Source organism: Photorhabdus kleinii, from assembly GCF_025384885.1.
GTDB lineage: Bacteria > Pseudomonadota > Gammaproteobacteria > Enterobacterales > Enterobacteriaceae > Photorhabdus > Photorhabdus kayaii.
The window spans coordinates 1-22,868 of sequence record NZ_JAJAFY010000037.1 but is presented as its reverse complement, the minus strand read 5'-3'; the positions used below and the strand labels follow the sequence as shown (position 1 = coordinate 22,868).

At 42.7% G+C, this 22,868-nt stretch carries 14 protein-coding genes and 1 pseudogene; 7 read left to right on the top strand and 8 right to left on the bottom strand.

The features are described from left to right. Positions 1–229: 229 nt before the first annotated feature. From LG003_RS16375 to LG003_RS16345, 7 genes and pseudogenes are all read left to right on the top strand, one after another. Positions 230–580: a hypothetical protein gene (locus LG003_RS16375; protein ID WP_240000869.1), complete on the top strand. Its 351-nt coding sequence runs from the start codon at positions 230–232 to the stop codon at positions 578–580. Positions 581–728: 148 nt separating this feature from the next. Further along, the gene (locus LG003_RS16370) at positions 729–1,379 is read left to right on the top strand and encodes a phytanoyl-CoA dioxygenase family protein (RefSeq protein WP_262981179.1); all 651 of its coding nucleotides are present in this window, start codon (positions 729–731) and stop codon (positions 1,377–1,379) included. Positions 1,380–1,382: 3 nt separating this feature from the next. Next, the gene (locus LG003_RS16365; RefSeq protein WP_262981178.1) at positions 1,383–3,128 is read left to right on the top strand and encodes a thiamine pyrophosphate-binding protein; all 1,746 of its coding nucleotides are present in this window, start codon (positions 1,383–1,385) and stop codon (positions 3,126–3,128) included. Positions 3,129–3,141: 13 nt separating this feature from the next. Continuing rightward, positions 3,142–3,825, top strand: coding sequence for an MFS transporter (locus LG003_RS16360; RefSeq protein ID WP_262981177.1), 684 nt, complete (start codon positions 3,142–3,144; stop codon positions 3,823–3,825). Positions 3,826–4,350: 525 nt separating this feature from the next. After that, complete coding sequence (locus LG003_RS16355) at positions 4,351–5,139, top strand: SDR family NAD(P)-dependent oxidoreductase (RefSeq protein WP_262981176.1); 789 nt, start codon at positions 4,351–4,353, stop codon at positions 5,137–5,139. 1,456 nt (positions 5,140–6,595) lie between these two features. After that, a pseudogene (locus LG003_RS23640) lies at positions 6,596–6,781 on the top strand (type II toxin-antitoxin system RelE/ParE family toxin); the annotation flags it as partial. After that, a complete protein-coding gene (locus tag LG003_RS16345; protein WP_112879516.1) occupies positions 6,778–7,080 on the top strand; it encodes an addiction module antidote protein in 303 nt (100 codons plus the stop codon). The pseudogene LG003_RS23640 and the gene LG003_RS16345, both read left to right, overlap by 4 nt. 252 nt (positions 7,081–7,332) lie before the next feature. Here the strand turns inward: LG003_RS16345 and LG003_RS16340 are convergent, their stop codons facing one another. The 8 genes from LG003_RS16340 to LG003_RS16305 form a co-directional block, all read right to left on the bottom strand. Further along, on the bottom strand, positions 7,333–8,082 hold the full coding sequence (locus LG003_RS16340) for a creatininase family protein (RefSeq protein ID WP_112879515.1): 750 nt from the start codon (positions 8,080–8,082) through the stop codon (positions 7,333–7,335). Positions 8,083–8,099: 17 nt separating this feature from the next. Then, positions 8,100–8,969 carry a dihydroorotate dehydrogenase gene (locus tag LG003_RS16335; protein ID WP_112879514.1) on the bottom strand — a complete coding sequence of 290 codons (870 nt, stop codon included), beginning with the start codon at positions 8,967–8,969 and terminating at the stop codon, positions 8,100–8,102. A gap of 107 nt (positions 8,970–9,076) precedes the next feature. Next, a complete protein-coding gene (locus LG003_RS16330) occupies positions 9,077–9,565 on the bottom strand; it encodes a nucleoside 2-deoxyribosyltransferase (protein WP_112879513.1) in 489 nt (162 codons plus the stop codon). Positions 9,566–9,694: 129 nt separating this feature from the next. Beyond that, the gene (locus LG003_RS16325) at positions 9,695–11,458 is read right to left on the bottom strand and encodes an aminotransferase class III-fold pyridoxal phosphate-dependent enzyme (protein WP_262981175.1); all 1,764 of its coding nucleotides are present in this window, start codon (positions 11,456–11,458) and stop codon (positions 9,695–9,697) included. Between the two features lie 50 nt (positions 11,459–11,508). Continuing rightward, the gene (locus tag LG003_RS16320) at positions 11,509–13,209 is read right to left on the bottom strand and encodes a beta-ketoacyl synthase N-terminal-like domain-containing protein (protein ID WP_240000884.1); all 1,701 of its coding nucleotides are present in this window, start codon (positions 13,207–13,209) and stop codon (positions 11,509–11,511) included. Between the two features lie 42 nt (positions 13,210–13,251). Beyond that, entirely contained in the window at positions 13,252–17,376 is a 4,125-nt protein-coding gene (locus LG003_RS16315; protein WP_262981174.1) for an SDR family NAD(P)-dependent oxidoreductase, read from the bottom strand. Next, positions 17,369–20,695 (bottom strand): non-ribosomal peptide synthetase, encoded by a 3,327-nt coding sequence (locus LG003_RS16310; RefSeq protein ID WP_262981173.1) that lies wholly within the window; start codon positions 20,693–20,695, stop codon positions 17,369–17,371. Before LG003_RS16310 ends, LG003_RS16315 begins: the two co-directional genes overlap by 8 nt. Before the next feature lie 243 nt (positions 20,696–20,938). Continuing rightward, complete coding sequence (locus LG003_RS16305) at positions 20,939–22,231, bottom strand: condensation domain-containing protein (protein WP_158537804.1); 1,293 nt, start codon at positions 22,229–22,231, stop codon at positions 20,939–20,941. Positions 22,232–22,868 lie beyond the last annotated feature (637 nt).

The window sequence follows — 22,868 nt, the reverse complement described above, 5'->3', positions numbered from 1 at the left end:
CATTCAGGAGGGAGAAGTCCACAGGTTTTGTTAAAGACGATGGTTTTAACCAAGTTTAACAGCTTAATAACTCACAAGCCGTTGACAACCCTTTTTAAAAAATAAAGTTTCTTTCATCATATATACCCTATGGATTTCAAGATGCATCGCGACGGCAAGGGAGCGAGTCCCCGGGAGCATAGCAAACTATGTGACCGGGGTGAGTGAGTGCAGCCAATAAAGAGGCAACTTGAAAGATGACGGGTATATTACCCGCCTTCACAAATCACCAAGAATAAAAGCAATGGTACAAGAATTACAAAAGTTGGGTGTCAACATTCAGCCTTTGATTATAAATGGTGTTTATGATGGTTTTGAAATTCATGGAGCACCATCCTATTCAGGAAATTGCAGGCTTTCCAGTTGGGGGGATCATCGTATTTTTATGTCCTTATTTGTAGCATCATTACGTTGCCAACAAGCTAATTTTATTGATGGTTATGAAGATGTTCATTGTTCATTCCCTTCTTTCTTTAAAGAATTTGAGCAACTTGGTATTACGTTCGAAGAAATGATTTTCCAATCAGAATCGGTTTATTAATTTAGATAAGGTTATCAATATGAATGTCAAGGAAAAAATACACGAAATGGGCTATGTTGTAATACCTGAAGCAATAGAAAAAGAAGAAATTGAAATTATCAGGAATTTTTATACAGAAACATAAAAAATAAATAATCTTTCTACTCTTTTGCCAACAGATATATTAAAAAACACTGAAGTATTTCATGCTATTTTGGATGATAAATCAGTTACAGTTATCAAGGAAATTTTTAGGAAATCTTTTTCTTTATTTCCTAATTTTACTATTCGGGAGAGTGTTTATATCCCTTGGCACAATGATGCGTATTTTTTATCGAATGAGGTAATCAATCCAGATGCACCATTACAATTTATGCAATGTGCTATATATTTGCAGGATAATGATCCTGATTATGGAGGAGGAATAACATTAATCCCTTTTTCTCATCGACTGAATCAAACCACTGTGAAGAATATGCTAAATACTCCGCAAGCATACGAAAAAGTGATCATGAGTAAGGCTGGTGATCTCGTTCTTTGGGATAATAGAATAACTCACAGAAGTACTTATCCTGATAAAGTGCCTGACAACACAAAATTAGCGTTACAGTGGACAGTTTCTGCATCAGAGCAACATAATGAACTATACCTACAATATCTTCGGGATCGTGCACAACATAGTATGCATGTTTCCGATTATTTGCCCAAAAGTCCGAAACCTTATTTTGCAGATATGCCTAATGTTCGATACCCGGACTCATTTCATCAAGATTCATTAGAAATAATGAAAACACAAAATATACACTTTATAGGGCTATGAACTATGACATATTTAGATCATAAGCAGAAAGAAAGTGGAGCATCTCATATATTGAGGCAACTACGCCAGTTAGGTGCGTCTCATCTCTTCATGGTGCCAGGCAAACTCATAAACGCATTCATGAAATGCTACCCGAAAGATAATGATTCAGTATTAGATGTTTTTCCTGCCCCAGTAGTTACCGCCTGTGAAACGGGGGCTGCTTATATGGCAGAAGGACATGCCCGTGTCTCTGACAATTTTGGTATATGTCTGGTCATTGGTGGTCCCGGTGTTACGAATACTCTGACAGGTATAGCTTCTGCCTATACAGATAATTTCCCTGTTTTACTTTTAGCTGGACAAATTTCATCGACAATGGAAATGCACAATGTTTTACAGGACAGTACCCAATCTGGGATTAATCAACAAGTGATTTTTTCTCCAGTAACTCGTGCAACATTTGAAGCTAAAGCTGGTCAATCAATCAGTCGGTTTCTGAGAGAATCACTCAGGGCAATGAAAGGAATTGAAAGAGGTCCAGTGTATCTGGGAGTAAGTAAGGAAATTTTAAACGAATATGATGGAAACCGCCCCGATATTAGTTCAACTGTTTCTGATTCCTGGAAAAATCGCCCAGTAGATATTAATAAAATATGTTCACCTAAACTTGAACAATTAATAAGAAAAAATCATAATTGCATTATTCTCGCGGGGTTACGTAGTAAAACATCTGAAACTGCTGATATGTTGTTAGCATTTGCAGAAAAGTATCATTTTCCAGTAGCAACAACACTTAGTGGTAAAGGGATATTTCCAGAGGATCATCCTCTGTCGCTCGGTATTTATGGTTATTCAGGTAGCCCCAGAGCTATTGAAGCATTTAAAGATCCGGGATTGGAGGGCATTATTTTATTGGGGGTAGATACAACCCAATGGAGTACAATGCTCTGGTCTCCAGAATTACAACTTTCTGGTAGAACTATTCAGGTTGATACAAATCCTGAATATCTTGGTAAATACCTTGATATTACTTGTGGGATTACTGCAAATAGTAGTGCTTTTCTAGACACTCTTGGCGAGTACTACCATAACACGCTCATATCTGGATGCCTAACACGGGAAAAATGGGTAAAAGACCTCAGTACCGTTCCCAAATATTTTCCTATTGATTTTAGTGCAACAGGTGATGCAAAAAGACACCCCGCATCCTATATCAATATTCTCCAAGAACATTTTCCAGAAAATGGAATTGTCAGTGTAGACTCTGGCGCGCATCGTTCATTCTTTGGTCATTATTGGGTCGCCCGCAGACCTGAAGCATACTTATCCGCTACGACACTCGGGCCTATGGGCTGGAGTATTCCAGCCGGAATAGGCGCTAGCTTCGCAGCACCGGACAGGAAATGTATGGTGATCACAGGTGATGGTTGTATGTTAATGCAGGGAATGGAATTAGCCACTGCATCAAAATACCATCGTAATATACTTTTTATTGTCTCCAACAATGCCTCTTATTCCGCAAGCTACTTTAATAATAAAGATAACAGAGCAGATCTAACGAAAATTCCTAATTATGATTGGTGTCAACTGGCTAAGGGATTAGGGGTAAATAGCTTTTGCGTGAATTCTCCTGAACAATTACAGGAGTGCCTAGCCGGGATTATGCAGCAAAACGCTCCTTTTTTGATTGAAATCAAATGTGATAGCCAACACGCTACACCAAATAAGGAATACAACGGACGCATAAAAATACTCCCTCTTGTATGAAAGGAGCAATGGCATGAAATCAAAGCTAATTATCATCAACTCGTGCGTTATCTTAGTACTCGGATTGTTTTCTATAGACCTCTATAATCCAGCACTTCCCATTATAAAAATGGCGCTCGCAATAACAGACAATCAGGCACAGAGCTTGGTTGTTTATTATCTCCTTGGTTTTGCAGTATCTCAGATTTTTTATGGCCCACTTTCTGATAAATACGGGCGTATTCCTGTAATCATATTTTCCTTATTATTTTCTGCTGTTGGTAACTATCTAACTTCTACCGCAGAATCATTTCACACACTCTCATTATTCAGACTCCTGACGGGAATTGGCGCAGGTGGATGCCCAGTTATTAGTAGAGCAATACTCAGTGATACTTTTAGGGATAAAACGGAATTATCAAAATCACTGGCAATTTTTTCTATGGCATCACAAGTTTCTCCTGCTTTTGCCCCCATTATTGGGGGCTATATTACTGAGTATCTGCCGTGGAAATTTAATTTTATCGCGCTAGCCATCATGATGTTGTTAGGTGCGATTTTTGTCAAAATGACACTGCCGGAAACATCTCCGATGAGACCAAATAGCAATGGTAGACTGGCTGGTTTTCGGATTTTATTATCAAATGTTAATTTTGTTGTATACAGTGTTGTCTCTGCTGTCTTGTTTGCCATTAACCATTGGTTATTTTACTGCTAGTCCTTTCGTATTCCAGACCCAATTTGGGTTATCGTCATCACAGAACGGATATCTGTTTATAATCTATTCTGCTGGAATTGTAATAGGCTCATTGTTAACAAAAAAGGGTTATCACACGCTACACCCGAATATATTCTTAAAATATCTTTGCCATTATTACTGTCATTCACGGTAATAGCGCTCATTTTTATTCACTTCACTCAGATATTATCAATTGGCTTCATCATTATTTATAGTTTTGCGATAGGGTTGGGGTGTGGGCTATCTTCCCCTTTATTACTCGGGATAAGTTTATATGGTCATCCTGAATTATCAGGAACGGGTAGCGCTTTGCAGGGGGCACTCAAAATGGCCGGGGCAGCTATTATATTATGGTTTTTCTCCAGTGGTCATACAACGACTGCGACTGGCTTGATGTGGGGACTTTTTGCTCTTGCTCTGATTTGTTTCATTTTAATAGTTTGTACCCAGTACTGGGTGTCTGAAACAGAAAACTGACGTTTGTAGAACATATATGGAGAGAATATGGATCTTAAAATAACGGGGCGTTGGGCTGTTATATGTGCAGCCAGCGAGGGTCTGGGCTTTGCTTGCACAGCAGTGTTAGTTGCAGAAGGTGTAAATGTTGTTATTAACGCACGACGAACTGAACAATTGGAAATGGCAGCGCTACAGTTGCAAGAGATAAATTCAGCCGTGTCGATAAGATGGATATCGGGTGATATAACTCAACCGGGGACACAAAAGGCAGTATTAACAGCTTCACCTATGGTGGATATCCTTATCACAAATGCAGGAGGGCCGCCAACAGGTCATTTTTCTGAATGGAGTCATGATATATGGTATCAGGCAATTAACACCAATATGCTTACACCAATAACCCTGATCCAAGCAGTGATCAATAAAATGGCTGACCGTAGTTTTGGGCGCATCATCAATATTACTTCTGGTACAGTTAAAGCACCTCAAAATGAGTTGGGATTATCAAATGGAGCACGAGGAGGGCTAACAACTTTCGTTAGCGGTTTGGCAAAATCTCATTTATTGATGAGAAATAATGTCAATATAAACAATCTATTACCCGGAGCATTCGAGACTCAGCGCCTGAGACAAACATTTAAACAAAAAGCATTAAGATGTGGTGATTCACCGGAAAATATGGCAATGCAACGTAGCCAGAAAATTCCCGCAGGAAGATTTGGAATTCCAGAAGAATTTGGAGCCTATTGTGCATTTTTATGTAGTACCCATGCCTGTTATATAACAGGACAAAATATTCTTATCGACGGGGGTGCTTATCCCGGTGTCTTTTAGAGAGCCTGCAAAATTCAATTATCATGAAGCTGTATGATTGCTTTTTCAGCCCTATCAACATGTTACAACGGCAGAGAATAATACAAAGCATGGAGTATTTCACCTAAATGATGTCATGAGTTTTCAGAACAGTGAACGTGAAATTGTGACAGGCACCTTGGTGTGCCTGAGCAAAAAATCAGTCACAGTTCATACTGAAAATGGCATTCACTGAAATGCTGCGCCGCAATTGAGAACGCTGGTAACACATAACCGTTTTACCTATTTTTTATTACGTCATTTTTATAGTTTTCTTCGTAAAATAACAATGAAAAATCATTTTAACACCCACTTGTTAGTTATATAAAAGCTTTAATGGCCCCGTATTATCACTTTTAAATAATTGTATCAGGTTAGATAAACGTAAAATAATCGGAGGATAACATCACCGATAAATGTATTAAATATAACAGAGAGTCAGCCGTTTTTAACCACTCTGTATTTCTTTAAAATCTGGCATTAATGAAGCACCTATTTTTTCAATCCTTAGCTAACTAATCACCGATAGAAAGCAGCTTGCAATTATCCAGACGTGAAAATGCAAGTAAAAAGATAAGCTGAACCATGTTAAAGAGATGATAAACAAAGCCTGTAACAGGTAAATAATTCTATTTTCCATTTCGTATTTAACAATCCTATTTTTATTAAACTGATACTTGTTTTTTTCATTTTTACTTTAATAATCCTATGTTACTTTTCTATCCTTAAAAAACAGAGAGTAAATGGTGCATTACTGGCATTAAAATAAAAGCATATTTCTTTAACCATCTTTAATGCTGTTAATCTGGTTAACCTAAAAGTTCATCTGCTTTCTTTAACGATTATCTCTGATTTTACGTAAATTTCTTACAGCCATGTAAAATAAACTTAAAATCTGCTTTTCTTGATTTTTTCTCTTTCAATGCCAATATAGCATCGAATTTTTTATCCGCTGAAAAAGAACCTTAACTATTTCTTGTTACTTTTGATGATTAAATTTTTCACTTGTTTTTTCATAATACGCTTGCCACTTTTTTCCCGATTTTAAAACCACACTGACAAATAAAAAATGGCTTTTATCAATACCTGCTTTATCACATACAGATAAAACATATCCAATCTCAGGGTAATATTTCTCTTTATTTATAATTTATCCAGATATCACTTCACTTTTAAAATCACGATCCCTTCCTGACTATCTGATACTACAAACACAATAGCTTAATTAGTTTAAAACCGGAAAGCTGTTTAAAAATAAAAATGTTAACTAAAGTTGACACAACTGTGTTTTATACCTATAATCAAAGTATAGATGGGGATAAAAATGGAAATTAAAAGCACAAGTATTTTTAACCAATGGATAGATAAATTGAAAGATACCAGAGCAAAAGCAAAAATACAGGTCAGGATTAAGCGATTGTAGTTTGGTAACTTCGGTGATGTAAAACCAGTCGGAGAAGGAATATCTGAATTAAGGATTGATGAGGGAAAAGGGTATCGGATTTACATTACCTCACATGGAGAACAATTAATTATATTATTGTGTGGGGGTGATAAAAGCACACAGTCAAAAGATATACAGCAAGCAAAGAAAATAGTTAAAGAAATTGAGAGGTATTTATGAACAAAGGAATCGAAATCAGCAACTATGAAATTGCGGAACACCTGAAAACAGAAGAAGATATCCAACTGTATTTAGAGGAGGTGATGAAAGAGGATAATCCAGCCCTGATATTATCTGCATTGGGAGATATTGCCAAAGCCAGAAATATGAGCCAGCTTGCAAAAGAAGTGGGTATAAGCAGGGAGGGATTATATAAAGCCTTATCAGGAAAAGGAAATCCAACTTTTACAACTATTTTGAAAATAGTGAAAGCGCTTGGATTAAGATTTGAGTTACAATCTGCTAACGTTAATATTTAAATTTAAGCTTTGGTATATTGGTCACCTTTAAATCTTTAATGATAATCATGGCGTGTTTTTTTCTGATTGTCATGATGACTTTATACAAGTCGTCGCAGCAAATATTAGCAACGTGGGTATACAGAAAACTGCGCCTTATTAACCTTCCCCTGAAAGATGAGGTTTTAAGGCGCATTTGTATAATATAAAAGCGATAAATCTTTTCCCTATAGCTAGGGCAAAACCGAAAAAACACCGCGATATGGCGACTGATTAATCCGCAGTAACCAGTTCCAATATTTGCTGTCTGACATGCTCGAAAATGAGTTCGCCTATTTCCGCACTTGAACCGGATGTTTTGGAAAGAACGCCTCTTGTTGAAAATTCTTTTTTAATCGGTACTTGATAGATCCCAGCGCGTGGCGGTTTATCATGATCAGGTCGCTCCGCTCTCACTAAATCGGGACGCAAATGCAACATTAAACTCGTTTCTGTTAACCCTGCATGCTCAGCGTGCCAACCGGGAAAATCAACTAAATGTTCACGAGTCCAATCATCAGATACCAAACTCCACCAGCTAAATACGATAACGGAACGATCGTTAAAATGTCCCTCCGCCCGTAATGCGTCTACCGCTTCGAAAATAAAACCTTCATTCTCAAAATGACCATTAATGATCACCAGTTGCTTAAAGGGTAATGAGCACAAGCTCTTAATTGTTCGGCTGATATAAGCGGTAAATGTTGATCCATCCAGGTAAATAGTACCAGGAAATTCAAGTCCACCCCCACTTTGTGGCAATGATCTGGCAGACACTGGCTGTACCGGCAAGGTGAATCCATTAATATCCTCCGCCAACACGCGAGCAAAGGCTTCTGGGATCACTGAATCCACATTCAACGGCAGATGAGGCCCATGCTGCTCAATCCCGCCAATCGGCCATATCAATGTTTTACCTTCAACCGCGGCTAAGACCTGCTCACTGGTCAGTTCCGCAAATTCTCTAATTTTATTATTATTCATGATGTTATCCATTTTCCTCATACTTTTTCTGACGTCATAACTTGCGTATATTCATGAACAATGCGCTGCAATGTTTTATACATATGCCGATGAAGCGCGGTGTAAACCTGCACCGTATTCGCCCCTGCCAGTAGGTATTCATGAACATCATTACCATCCTGTACGCCTCCCGACCCAAGTATTGGAATCGTCACCCCTCGCTTACGCAGGTTATAAATAGCGGCAAGCACCATTGGTTTGATCCCTGGCCCAGAGTATCCGCAAACCCCATTAAGCAGCGCTTCGCCATTCTCTGTGTCGAATGCAATGCCTGAAATGGTATCGCTCAACGTTATCCCATCAGCCCCCCCTTCTACCGCAGCTTGAACACGCCCATACAAATTATCGCCAAGCGAGAGTTTGACCGCAAAAGGGGTGTCCGTTCGCTCTTTCACTGCTTTGGTGTAGTTGAATACACGTTCTGGTGTATCTCCCGTGAAGTCATCCGCATGCAAGCATGAAATGCCTAACTCCAAAGGGGCATCGGTCACTTCCGAGATACGAACAGCCAATGAACCTAACGCCTCAGGTGATTCAGCATGGATAGAAACTATCACCGGAAGTTGTTCTTCCTTAAATTCACGGAGAAGTGTTAACCAATAGTCAACGGTTTTCTTCGAATACGTCGTATTGTTCAGCATCCCTGTACTGAATAAATAGGTCTTTTCTGTATGCAATTTTTCTGAGCGCGGGTAAATCGTTTTTGTCACGACTGCCCCTGCGCCGTAAGCGATAAACTGGCGAATATTTTTAGCTTGATCAGAAAGCAAACCCGACCCAACAATAATTGGGTTTTTTATCTTCATTCCTAAAACATCATAGGTTGATTCAATAACTCGATTTTCCATCGTAACTCCACAAATTACCCATTCAAGCAAACTCGCTATTAACCCGCCTTTCAATTCAATAGAAAGTCAATAGAAAGGCGGTATATCCTCAAAAAGGTGATCAATAGCTATTCAACTGCAAGATTCCTGAAAATCTCGCCAATCTGTCCCGGATTTTGACGAAAATCGTGAATATCCAATTTCGACAAATTGCAAATATGCTCTAATCCCTTTAACAAATGACTACCACCATTCACAATCGGTAGTTGAGTGATTAATAAGACGGGCCGTTTCAGAGCAGAGGCCCAACCAAGTTCAATATGTGTACCGTCAGTACGCAGTAATTCATCACCTTGATGAACCGGAAGAATGGGCATGAAAAAATCACACTGCCGCATCCATTGGAAATCCCGTTTCGATACCATATCTGGCGTATAACTGGGTGTATCAATGCCAAATTTCTCAGTCAAATGCGCCGAAAATACATTACCATTCAGTGCCTTCACCGTCTTAATCGCCAGTTGGATAGTCGTTCTCAACTCCTCATGAAAACCGTTATCACAAATTGCAAATTGAATCGGCCCACCAATGAAAACACTTTTATTTGCCAACGGCATAACGTTCCCCTTAATTTTCATTACTCAACAGACTATGAGCCGTCGTTTCAGAGCATCGAACTCAGCACAGCCAGAAGATAGGATGCTTAATAATTCAATAAGTTATTACTCACAACAGGCCAGTTTGCTCTAGCTATATCGAGGAAGCAGGTTGTTTTCCTCAAGTTCATCTAAGCTATCTACAAATGCCAAATAAACTTTTTCCAGATGAGTATCATCATGTGCATCGGATATAAACCAGCAACGCCATTCCCAGATATAAACCCCTCTCATTAACAGGTTGTAGTAAAGCAAATCCATGTTGTCACGATGCATTAATCTAAAAAATGAGGAAAACGATCTTGCCTCGATAGGAACCCGACGGCTTAAGAACAGTTGGTTCAAACGTGAAACAAACGATTCAGTACGCTGAGTCAGTGCCTTGGTAAAAGTTTCCCCTCTCCTCTTGATCTCCTGCAAAGTGGCTTTCGCAGCGGTCATGCAAAGCGGATGTTGAAAATAGGTCCCACCAAAGAATGTCGGCTCCGCTGCGGGGAAACTATCATCGTTGAAATTCCAGTTTCCACCGTCAATCGAATCAAGCATATTCTTCCTACCCGTAATGACGCCCAGAGGCATTCCACCACCTATCGTTTTGCCATAGGTCACAATATCGGCCTCAATGCCGAATAACCCTTGGACACCCGCTGGATGAGATCTGAAACCTGTCACGATTTCGTCAAATATCAGCAGAATATCTAACTCCCTGGTCACTTGACGCAAACGTCGCAAATAATCTGGATTACTCAATCCTGGGTCACGCGTGGGTATAGGTTCTACCAGCACCGCAGCGATATCGGTTCTATTGGTTTTGAGAAACTCAATGGCCTCATTGGAGCCAAACCCAAACACCGAAACATCAGCAACCATATTTTCAGGTATACCCACCGAAATGGGTTTTGTCGCATTAACTTCATCATATTCACCAGCTCTAGCCAGTACGGCATCCCAATGTCCGTGGTAACTGCTAGAAAAGAGCACAATATGATTACGACGAGTGAGCGCTCGTGCTGCCCGAACCGCATTCATCACTGCTTCCGTTCCACTATTGACGAAAGCAACGCGATCCATGCCAGTAATCTCTTTGATAAGTTCAGCCACTTCTAAACCTATCTCATGCCGAGTTCCCAAACCAAAACTGTTGTCTATCTGCTGAGTGAGCGCTTTAACTACAAAAGGTGGGCTATGACCAAACAAATGCGCACCGAATCCCATCGTCATATCAATGTAATCATTACCATCAATATCCTTGACAACAGGGCCGGCAAACTTGGTGCAGACAATCGGGTAAAGTAGCTCTTTTATGGAGGGCTTAAAGCCAATTCCAGAACGGCTATCTGCAATATTTTTACGTACCGCTACCGAATGAATTTTTGATTTAATCGTTCGCTCGTTATATTTAGATATGAATGAAGCCAGATACTTTTTTCTCTCCTCAGATTCAATCGATGGTGCGCTTCTTGACATCCATTGGAAAAAACGTTCTTTCTTAACCGGTGGAATATTTGGCGTATCGGATTGTTCAGACCTTTTTTCTTGATCAGCCAAGGCGGGTTGAGTGACCAAATGGTTATCTTCCATAACATTGTTTTTATCCGCCATAACATTGCTTTTATCCGCCATCAAGATATATTCACTGAGTTGACGAACCGTTTGTAATTCTGCGAAAAATTGCCGCACTGAAAGTTTTATACCAAATCGTTTATGGATGGGCTCCAATGCTTCGAATAACAAGAGTGATTCCGCCCCCAATTCAACCAACGGTATTTCTAGTTTTATCTCTTCTTTCGGTAAACCAAATGTTTCTGCAAAAATAGCGATTATTTCTCTCTGAATAATTTCAATATTACTCATATCAACCTCACTTTCCTCAAAATGAAGACGATCTCTACCGGTTTTACAGCTCAGATTGCCGTTCTTTCAAATGGATAAGTTGGCAGCGGGAGCCGTTTACGATATTCGCTCTGGTAAAAAATATCCCAATTGATACTTCCCCCGGCCTGCCAGACAAAGGCAGGCGAAATAAACATCTCTTGCAGTTCACTCAATTGAGGGGTCACCACTAGGGCTTTATTTAGCAGGCCCGATATCAGTTCACGGATATCACGTGCGACAATCACCTTGCGTATAGATAAATGTCGTCGGCCACGTTGTAAGGTAAATGCCACATCAGCGATATTCGTTTCTGGATACTGTTCAAGATATTTCACTAAATCCAAAATTTTTTGCGCTAATGCTGTTTCAGTACGTGCACTCAGCGGGATCAGATGTGCTGCCGCCAGGGAAGGTATGTCAGGCTTTCTCTCCGGTGGTTCGGCAACGACAACATGAACATTTGTACCACCGATCCCGAACGAGCTAACACCAGCAATTCTCGCCGCCTTATCGTTATCCCAATCTCTAGATTCAGTAGGCACATAAAACGGCGATTCAGGCTCCCTCAATTCAGCACAAGGAGATTCACAATTCATTGACGGAGGAATAATGCCTGAATTGACAGCATAGATGGCTTTTATCAGCCCAGCGATACCCGAAGCACAATCAGCATGACCAAGATTGGATTTAATCGAACCTAAAGCACACGATCTGGCCGATACGCCGGCAAATACCCGTCCTAGCGCCCGTAATTCAATCCCATCACCAACAGGTGTGCCAGTACCATGCGCTTCAATCAAACCAATCTGATCAGCTCGGACATCAGCCGCCGCAAGCGCACGACGGATCACCTGCTCCTGACCTGAAACCCCCGGAGCACTATAACCCGCCTTGACAGACCCATCGTTGTTGATTGCCGACCCTTTGATAACCGCTAAAATCGGCTCACCATTAAGCAAAGCATCCTCCAGACGGCGTAATACCACGAACGCGGTAGCATCAGAGAAAATCGTACCGTCAGCTTTCTCATCGAACGCGCAAACTCGTCCTGTCGGAGACAATATCCCCCCCGCATGGTAAACATAACCAACATGAGCGGGATACCTGACACAAACACCGCCTGCCAGCGCCATGTCACTTTCACCTAGCAATAAACTGTTGCAAGCCATATGCACAGCCACTAGTGAACCTGAGCAAAAAGTGCCTACGCTGACAGCAGGCCCCAAACAGTTGAGCTTATACGCCACACGCGTTGCCAAAGCATCTACAGAACTTCCACCAAATAGCAGCATGGCATCAGCAGAAGAGTGGTTCAGTGTCGGTACATCGGCTTGCCAGGTACTCCGACGAGAACCGATAAAAACTGAACAGAGCCCTGCGTCTGCCCCGCTGGAATAACCGCTAAGTTCAAGTGCCTCATGGCAAACCTCCAGACAAATCCGTTGCTGAGGGTCCATTTTAGAAACTTCTCTCGGCATCATTTGAAAATAACTGTAATCAAATGCTTCTGGATCTTGCAGGTACGCACCACGCGGAACGTAATGCAATCCGCCTTCACCTGCATCAACGCCCCGATTATGAAGTTCTTCATTGGTATAACTCGAAATCAGTTCCCGCTTCCCTAAGATCGCATCCCAAAGATCTTGACTCGAATCCGCATTAGGAAAACGTCCAGCTATGCTGGTAATCGCAATATCTGTTGAATAATGCATTTGTATTTTTGATTTCATGCTAATTCCCTTTCCCGAACACGTTGGTCTTGCCGATCCGCGCTATAGCACGCCGCCTTGATTGCGCTTTTTCTCTACTTGCATCGCAAGAGACGCCACGGTGCTCGATTCGAAAAGATCAACCATAGATACCGCAACATTAAAATGAGCATTAACTTGTCGCACCAACTCAGCCCCAACCAGTGAATCTCCCCCTAAATCGAAAAAGTTCGATTCATGATCAACCGCGCAGCGCAGTACACCACGCCAAATAGCTGTCATATCATCGATAATGGATTTATTTGATGCCGAGGGAGATACCATTGCAGTTTGCGCCGTATCCGTTTGCAATGAATTCTCCACAATATTATGCAACCGCTCATTCAAAGGTACGGTGGAGACAGCAAAACGCGGCTCTGCATGGCATGCCGAGAAAATAATATCCAATGCATTAACAACATCAGCATGGCGTAAAGGGCGAGCACGATTGACGCTGTATTTGAAGCTATTTGACTCATCCCAACCCTCCCATCCATCCCAATCAATGGAGAAATAGGGTTTATCCAAATGGTGGGTTGAGGCAAATGCGGCACAAGCTTCGTTTGCCGCAGCGTAAGGTGCAAGCCCCAAACCACCCGCGAAAACCGACAAAGATGAGGTAAAACAACCAAACCTCAGAGGACGATCGGCAAATATTTCATGCAAAACAGCAGCCCCTTTTAACTTCGGCTGCATCAACTTTTCCCAATCATGATGAGTCGAATTTTGCAGCCACTGGATTGTTGCCTGACCAGAAAGCCCGGCAGCATGGACAAAACAATTAGCGGCCCCCAGCCGAGATTCCACACGGGAAAGTTCTGCCAGCACACGGGCTTTATCTGTCACATCGGCAGTAATCACTGCAAAGTCCGCCCCCATCTTGCGCAATTGCGTTATTCGTTGGCTCTGTAACGTATCAGATTGGGTGAAATCTCTGGGTGTCTGACCGAGCAGGACAAGCTTCGCGTTGAATTTGGTGACCAGATATTGTGCAATGCCAAAACCAACCGTTCCTAATCCTCCAGTCACTAAACAGATCATGTCAGATGAAAGATTTTCGCTAACAACTGGACTCTGAACGTCAAAATAGCGTTTCCAACGCCAACCTTGACGCATAGCAACCGCATTCTGATCATGAGCAGTAAAAAGTTCAGCCACGATATACTGGGCATCCTTAAGAGAGTTAAGTTCTTTGACCGGTATGTCGATAACTTTCACTATCATGCCAGGCAATTCCTGGTTGATCGCCGAAATGGAGGCCAGCGCCGTAGCCCGTTCAATACTCCGTGGTTCGCTGCCCATCACGTCGATAAAACCGGGTCCGATCAATGTTAACGAAATGGCTTTATTTCCCACTTGAGAAAACGCTTTTACCCTATTAAACAGCGTAAATGGGAACCGATCTTCCCCTACTGGCACTTCATCCACTGACGGGATATCACCCAAAATGAAGAGGATATGATCGGGTGTAGGCGCTTGTTGTGCCTTCAACCTTAGCATCAAACTCTGAACACTGACGGGATCGTCAACGTCGACGATGTACTCTGTTTCATCAAAAGCAGTTTCATCGAAATCAGTTTCATCGAGAGAAGTGACACGATTTTCATGCACTTCAAACACGTTTTGCCCCAGATCACGCAGCACATCCGCGATCGGACACATCTTTTTATCGCTGTTATCGTAGAAAATCAGCCAGTTACGCTTAGCCACCGATGATGATATCGGCGACAAGCGCTGCGTTCGTTTCCAACGTTCAACATAAACGCCGACTGACTCATCGGAAGCCTCAGAGCTTGCCACAGGTTGACTAGTGCCAGGTTCTGGTTTGTACTCTGTTAATGTTGAATCTGTGTACCAGCAGCGCCGACGTTGCAAAGGTTGAACCGGTAGTGGAATACGTTGAACAACTTCCCCATCTCGCAATATCGACCAATCTATCACCAAACCACGTTGCCAAAGCTTGCCGACCAGTTTGACTAAAGCCGAGTCGCGCTCTTCATGGAGAGTATCCAAACGAATAATATTTTCAGGATTTACAACGATTTCAGAGAAACTATCAGGCGAATGGTCCAAATCTAATATCACATCATTTGCTGATATGACTTCATTCTGCTGCTGTAAGCTCGGCAGCGCACCATCAATCAAGATAGCTTTCACATTATTGCCATCAATCATGCCGTGATGTTTAGACCAAAAACTTCCGGGCAAAGCTATACCACGCTCAGCGAAATTACCACGCTCAGCGAAATGTGGTGTCACATTTCCTAGCAACTTATCAGCAATTTCAGGCAATGTCAGCATGCCTAACGAGCAAGCAACAGCAAGGTCGTAACGACTATCGGATATGATGAATATTGGCGTCGAAATCATCTTCCGCCAACAATTGATCGCCGCAATTATCGCCACAAGATTGGCAATTTTTCCCTTATCGCCATCATTTATTGTCATTTCAGTGATATCGATTTTACCGATGTTATGGGAAACATCTGTCGGCAATGCAGCAAGCAACCTATCCACTTCTTGCCAATAACCAGGTATCTGCACTGATAAAGCGGATCGAATAGCAGGACCAAGCGCAATCACCAGACGTTGTGGTTCAGAGACTTGTGCTGTGACGGTGAAATCTGTATTTCTGATACCGTCAATCAACATCTTCACATCTTTAGCATATAAACAAGCTCTGTATGGCTGGGCTGCACGACCTTCCGCATAAGTAAAAGCCACTTCATCAATATGCGTATCGGGTTTAACTTCCAGCGTTCTTGCCAAATGAGTACTCAATGTGTTCAAGGCATTAGCACTGCGCCCCCCTAATGGAATAGCTCGCCAGATAACTCTATTTTTACCTGACCTTCGTACCGGCGCTTGCTCCAAAATCATGTGAACATTGCTGCCACCGGCACCAAAAGAGCTCACGCCTGCCCGTCGTGGTCCTTTCACCGGCCAGTTGATGGGCGTGGTATTGATAATGAAAGGGCTTTGCTCAAGATTCATAACAGAGCTGGCCTTGCTGAAAGTCGGATGTGGGGCAATCATGCCGGTCTTTAATGCCATTATCGTCTTGGCTAATCCAGCAAACCCCGCCGCCGCCGCTAAATGACCCACGTTAGCTTTAATCGATCCCAACGCACAAAATCTCTCACGATCCGTATTCTGGCGGAAAGCCTGACAAAGCGCGGCATATTCCACCGAATCCCCAAGTGGCGTTGCGGTACCATGTGCCTCGATCATCCCTAATTCATCCGGCCCAACATCAGCGAGCGCCTGAGCATCCAAAATGAGTTTTCGTTGCCCATCCACCCCCGGTGCAGCAAAGCCAGCCCGTGCTGAACCATCATTATTCGCCGCTGAACCGAGGATCACCGCATGGATGGTATCCCCGTTGCTAATGGCTTCATCTAATGGCCGTAGCGCCACCAACCCCGCCCCATCGCCAAAGAAAGTCCCCGATGCCTTCTCATCGAACGGTCTACAATAGCCATCCTCAGAGAAGATCATATCCTGCTGGTGAAAATAACCCGGTCGAGAATGGACATGTCCGGCAACACCACCGGCGAAAGCAATCTCGCACTCGCCAAGCAAGAGGCTTTGTATCGCCATATGCACCGCCGTTAGTGATGTCGAACAGCCGGTCAAAACAGCTACACTCGGCCCGTCAAAACCGAGTTTGTATGAAATTCGCGCTGGCAGATAATCCTTATCATTAGTCAGCATGAGCTCTGTTCCCATTAATGAAACCAGATCACACTCAGATTTAATGACATTGGGCAAATAGGTATTCATCGAACTCCCGGTAAAAACACCAATACGAGGACGTCGGAAAGGATTGCCATAGCCGGTCACTTCGGCCAGTTCCCATGCGCACTCAAGCAGCATTCGATGCTGAGGATCAAGCAATTCGGCTTCTCGCTGGCTGATTGAAAAGAAATCCGGGTCGAACAGATCAATATCCGGCAAACGCGAATCGACAGGAACATAATTTTTTGCAGTGAATATATGCTGAGCTACACCACAACGGATAAGCTCTTCCTGGCTATATCTTTTGGCAAGTATTCGGCCAGCAACAAGATTATTCCATAGCGCATCCAAGTTATTCGCCACAGGTAACCGACAAGTTACGCCAATGATGGCAATCGCATTCTCAGACATCTTGTTCCCCTTTCAGTGAATGAATTTGTCTCTCCTTCAATGCTTTTCTTGCATTCAACGTTTTTTGACGTCGCGTTTGAGAGGGTTTATCCGCAACTTCTACCAACACCATCGGTTGCAGAGGGCTTAAAAGATAATTAGCCAACTTCCGGATAGTTGGAAAACGGAATAAATCTGAAGGAGCCAAGGCACCACATCCCGGTAATTGCACGAGCTGTGCATAGATTTGCATCAGTGCCAATGAATTACCGCCAATATTAAAAAATGCGTCATCCAGCCCGACGGTTGATCTTCCCAACACTTCACACCAAGTTCTCGAAATTTCGGCAAAAACTGAATCAACAGGTAACACAGGCGCGGGTCCCAACGAACTGATATCTGTCAATTGCCCCGCTTCAATCAAGCCATTTAATGCTCTTCTATCAATTTTGTTGTGAGCATTACGCGGCAATTCATCAGCCAGCATCATCCTGCCGGGCAACATGTAGATGGGGAGATAAGCTTTGAGATGATCACGAATAGCGGACTCTTCGGGAAGGTTATCCTTACTGACAGGGACGAATATTGCGACTAAGCGATTGAGCCCTTCGTGAGATTCAACGATGACTGTGGCGTCCGCAATAGCATGATGACGATTGAGGCAATCCTCAATCTCAGCAATCTCAATTCGATAACCAGAGACTTTTACTTGGTCATCTACGCGGCCACAAAAATGAATTCGTTCCCCATCCCAATAGGCTAAATCACCGGTTTTATACATACGTCTATGATGAATATAGGGATCGGCAATGAAACACTGAGTAGTCAACTGTTCAAGACCGACATAACCACGAGCAACGCCACGACCACCAATGTAAATTTCGCCAACCTCACCCATTAGGGGTGTTTGCCTTGAAGGATTTAAAAGATAGACCGTTGCGAAGCTTAACGGTTTGCCAATGGGAATCACATTGTAGTCAGTTAGTTCTTCCGTTACCTTCTCCACAGTGGCGAAAATGGTTGTCTCTGCAGGACCATACATATTCCAAAATGTCCACTGCGCACTCAAATAAGGCCGAACCGTGGCACTGAGCAATGCTTCACCACAAATTACCCAATGCTTTATCGCATAAGCCCTTGGCCAATGCCGAAACTCAGATAATAGATTTTTCAAACCGGAGGGCGTCTGGCTGACAATCGTTACCTGCTCTGCTGCGACAAGATCCAGAAATTTGTCTGGCTGGTTCCGCAGATCATCAGGCACAACCACTAAAGCGCCACCAGAGCAAAGGGCCCCCCAAAGCTCCCACACAGATAAATCAAAGCTGGCTGCATGGAACCAAGTCCACACCTCGCCAGGCGCGTGGGCCAAATATTCACTCATTGCATTCAAACAAGAAACAACATTGCTGTGCTCAACATCAATGCCTTTGGGAGTCCCGGTGGAACCTGAAGTGAAAACACTGTATGCAATCGAAGCGGGTGTAGAATGATTAAATGTACAGTGATCAAATGTACCGTACTCAGCACGCCTTACCGTAAGGGGTGATTCAGTAGCCGTCATCGTCATCAGCTTAGCTGTACACCAATCATCTGGGTCAACATCAGCGTTAACAACAATAAGCTTCATCTCTGATTGCTCGACAATCTGCGCCAGACGTTGCTGTGGCAACCTAAGATCTAACGGTACGTACCCCGCGCCCGCACGCATAATACCAAGCATGACCACCACCGCTTCCGGTGAAGGTAACAATGCAACCCCTACGCGATCGCCAGGCATAACCCCATTTTGTATAAGCTGAACAGCGACCTCCAGCGACCAATGCTGCAAATCCAAATAAGTTAATGTATCGACACCATAACGAATCGCTACTGATGCCGCTTGTTGCGTCACCCATTGATCAAAAAGCGAAATAATGGTTTGATTTGACACTTCCGGGAGAGCATCAGAATTAATCGGACCAAATGGCAGATTGTAATCCTCTGATTTTGGTGCCAACAAAGTATTAATCTCTTCATCAGGCGCGGCGACAAGCGCTTCAACCATCAGCTCAAAGCGCTTTGCAAATATCTGAAGGCCTGAATGTGAGAAAAAATGTTTGTCCCCTTTAAGCTCACATCTTAATTGGGAACCGGCATCCACAAACATCAGTTCAATATCAATCTGGCCTTCCTGCTGACAAACCCTGAATGGGGAAATAGTCCGCCCCGCCCATGATACCTGAACAGAATCGTCAGCCATCTCCAGTGTCAACCAACGCGATTGCTCTACATGCCCTAGCATATTCACCATAGCCTGAAACAATGGGTTACGACCATCATTTCGTTCCACGGCCAGATGTTCGACCATTTGGCTGAGACAAAAATTTCGATTATCAAGGGCCGATAACAATCGCTCTTTCGCTGCCAATAGAAAATGGTGAAATGTCTGATCGACGGATAAACGTATGGGTAATACATTAAACAAACAGCCGATAATGTGCTGATGAACCGAGTGACGCATCGACACCGGCACCCCCATAACGATATCAGCAGTTTTTGTCTCTCTGGCGATGTAAGCGCTCCATGCGGCCAACATGACCGTAAAGACCGATCCACCTATTTTTGAAGCAAGCCGTTTGATTTTTTTAGTTGTCTCTTCACCAATACTAAACAGGACGGATGACTTGTCATTAGCGCCTTTGCGCCAAAAACTATCCCATTGCAGCACTTCTGGCGGCTGCTTTAAACATCCACTCCAATAAGCTTTCGATTCTTCCGCCGCTTCACTTTGGTAATACTCTCGTTCTTTGACTGCATAATCCTTAAAATCCTCAGCGGGCGGTAACCAAGCATCGTCATCTTCGCCAAGTCCAGCCAAATAATAGTGTTCAAGCTGATCCAACATCAGCCCCAGTGAAGTAAAATCCGACACAATATGGTGAACACACATGAGTACAACGTATTCTTCCGCACCGACAACGTAGATACCGAAACGCAGACACGACGCTTTTTCTAATTGAAAAGGGATGGAATGAAAGTTTTGAACTGCATCTTCAAGCGCCTCCTGACTCAAGTTCGTTGCATCGAAAACCTCCAATGCCGGCGGCAAGTGTTCATTAATGACCAACTTTGGCTCGCCATTCACATTAACGAAAGTGCTTCTCAGGGTGGCATTCTTGGAAACGAGCTGGTTAACCGCATAGCGAAAAGCATCGATTTGAAACGATCCGTGAATACGGAATGCCATGGAAATATTATATTGGGAATCGCCAGGGGTATAATTGTCAATGAACCATAAAGCTCTTTGCTGCATGGACAGTAATTCTTCATCACCAATCTGTAGGCAATCTTTATACATAACGTGTCAAGCTCCATAAATACTTAAACAGTATCCCCACCCTCTGGCTAAGCCAGCCTCGTTACGGAGAGGGCAAAATTTGTGCTTGGTGTTACTCCATCAATCAACGGCTCGTCAGAAATAGCGTTTCAACTTTTCAGCCAATCAACAACGATCATGATCCAGAGAAAGGCTGTGCTCTACTTATGCAACCATAAAAGATGAAGAATGTCAGGTATGCTATTGATAAATAAATTAAAATATCTATTCAACTCCAGATTCTCCAATCATTTCTAACCAAAGATCCATTAAACGAGGCGGTAAAATTTGTAGATGGCAATCTGGTCTGGAAGAAATAGTGACTTCCATCGTATCGGCATAGATCTCTATATCCATGCTCAATGGTATCTCTTGCGCATCTTCATCGGGTTTCCCAATACGTATTTTTTCAGGTGACAGTTCATAACCAATAACATTGGGAGACCGTCGTTGATCACCAACGAAATTGAAAGAAATTGCAGGAAGCTCAGGCCATCCAAAGATGGAATTAGGCACAAAGTAAGTCGCAGCATAATCCGCCGCTTTTTCCATCGCATTATTGAATTCTTGTACCGTGTGCTGGAGGGTGCTATCCAACGATGGATCTGGATCAATATTAAACTTAATTGTGATTGGAAATGATACTGACCCGACAAGATTAGCCACCGAGGTTTCCCAATACCCCACAAAATGAGGACTGACCCACAACAGCATATTCAGGCTGCCCTTCCCAAAAACAGCCGCCAGCGCCTTTAACCAACTACCCAATAGCAAATCTGCAATACTGACACGATGTTGCTTAGCCAAAAGGCGTATCCTGTTTAAGGCTTCACCATCAAGTTGCCTGATTTCTGTGACGGCCTCAGACAATCTGCTAATGGGTAGTGACTCAACACGCCGCCCGCCGAGAATATTTAGGGTAGGTTGCTCAACTTGTTGTTCATCATTAGGGATAGCAGCTTTTACGATTTGCCGATGTTGTTCATACAATTCAGCACAAAATTGCTCATAATTTGTGGCATTCTCAAGCGCAAGGGGCTGACCATTCACTGACATTCTGTATGCCTTTGAAAGATCTCGCCATAAGATCCTGCTGGAAATACCGTCACAGACTAGATGATTGAATATCAATACCAATCTTTGATCACTGGCACAATTGCCATCAAACAGGCAGTAACGCAATAACGGCGGATTTGCCAAATTCATGGCAGCCCTAACCTCAGCAATGTAGTTTGATATTAAGCATCGGCGATCACATTGACTATCGGTTTGCTCTCTAACTTCAAAAACCTGATGCAATAATTCACTGCTAGGCGGTACGAAATCCATCTTCATATTCATCCCGCTACCGACAAACCGTGCTCTCAGAACAGAATACTTATGCAACAGATATTCAATCGCTACCTTAAGATGTGCCGGTGTCAATCGCTCCAAGGGCATTAATACTTCACCGACACACAACTGATCAACGCTCAGTGAATATCGCAAATCATATAATTGCCCTAACTGAACACGCATAATCTTCACCTTTCCATTGCAAGCCCTACGATTAAAACGTTGTGCAGACTCCACACTCTTCTGCATGCAAACTAGTCGGATAACACAGCGTTTACTTTTGACTACCAGAGAAAGCGAACATGCAGAGTAAAAAAACGGGAATTGATAGCCCGGCTACCCCGCATGGAATGATAATTAGCGTCATTTACTCAGAGACTAAAAACACAGTGACAATTTTAAAAGTAGCAATAAAAAAAGAAACCTCCACGAATCAATCCAAATATTTGAGCTGAACCAAAATAATTAATATATTATTACTATTAAATAAGTAATCTGGTTAACGTTGCCGATTTTGAAGTTAAGGTCAATACCTATTTCGTCTTCGTAAAAACGGCCTTCGTAAAAAACAGGATTTTACTCTGATAATTTGACGATTAATCAGATCACAAAAATCGGACTGAGTTCCCTTCAAGTGCTCTACTATTTCGAAATTTTATTTAAAAGGGGGGTAAAAAACGGTTAAAACTTTATACCGATTAAAATCATAAGTTAAAAAAATAACTTTTAATCACAGTTTAAAACCTGCCCCTGTTTTGTGAGTATTTCAATTAAAGGCTTTAGAATTTGATATTTATGACCGTACCTTTAATCGACAAGC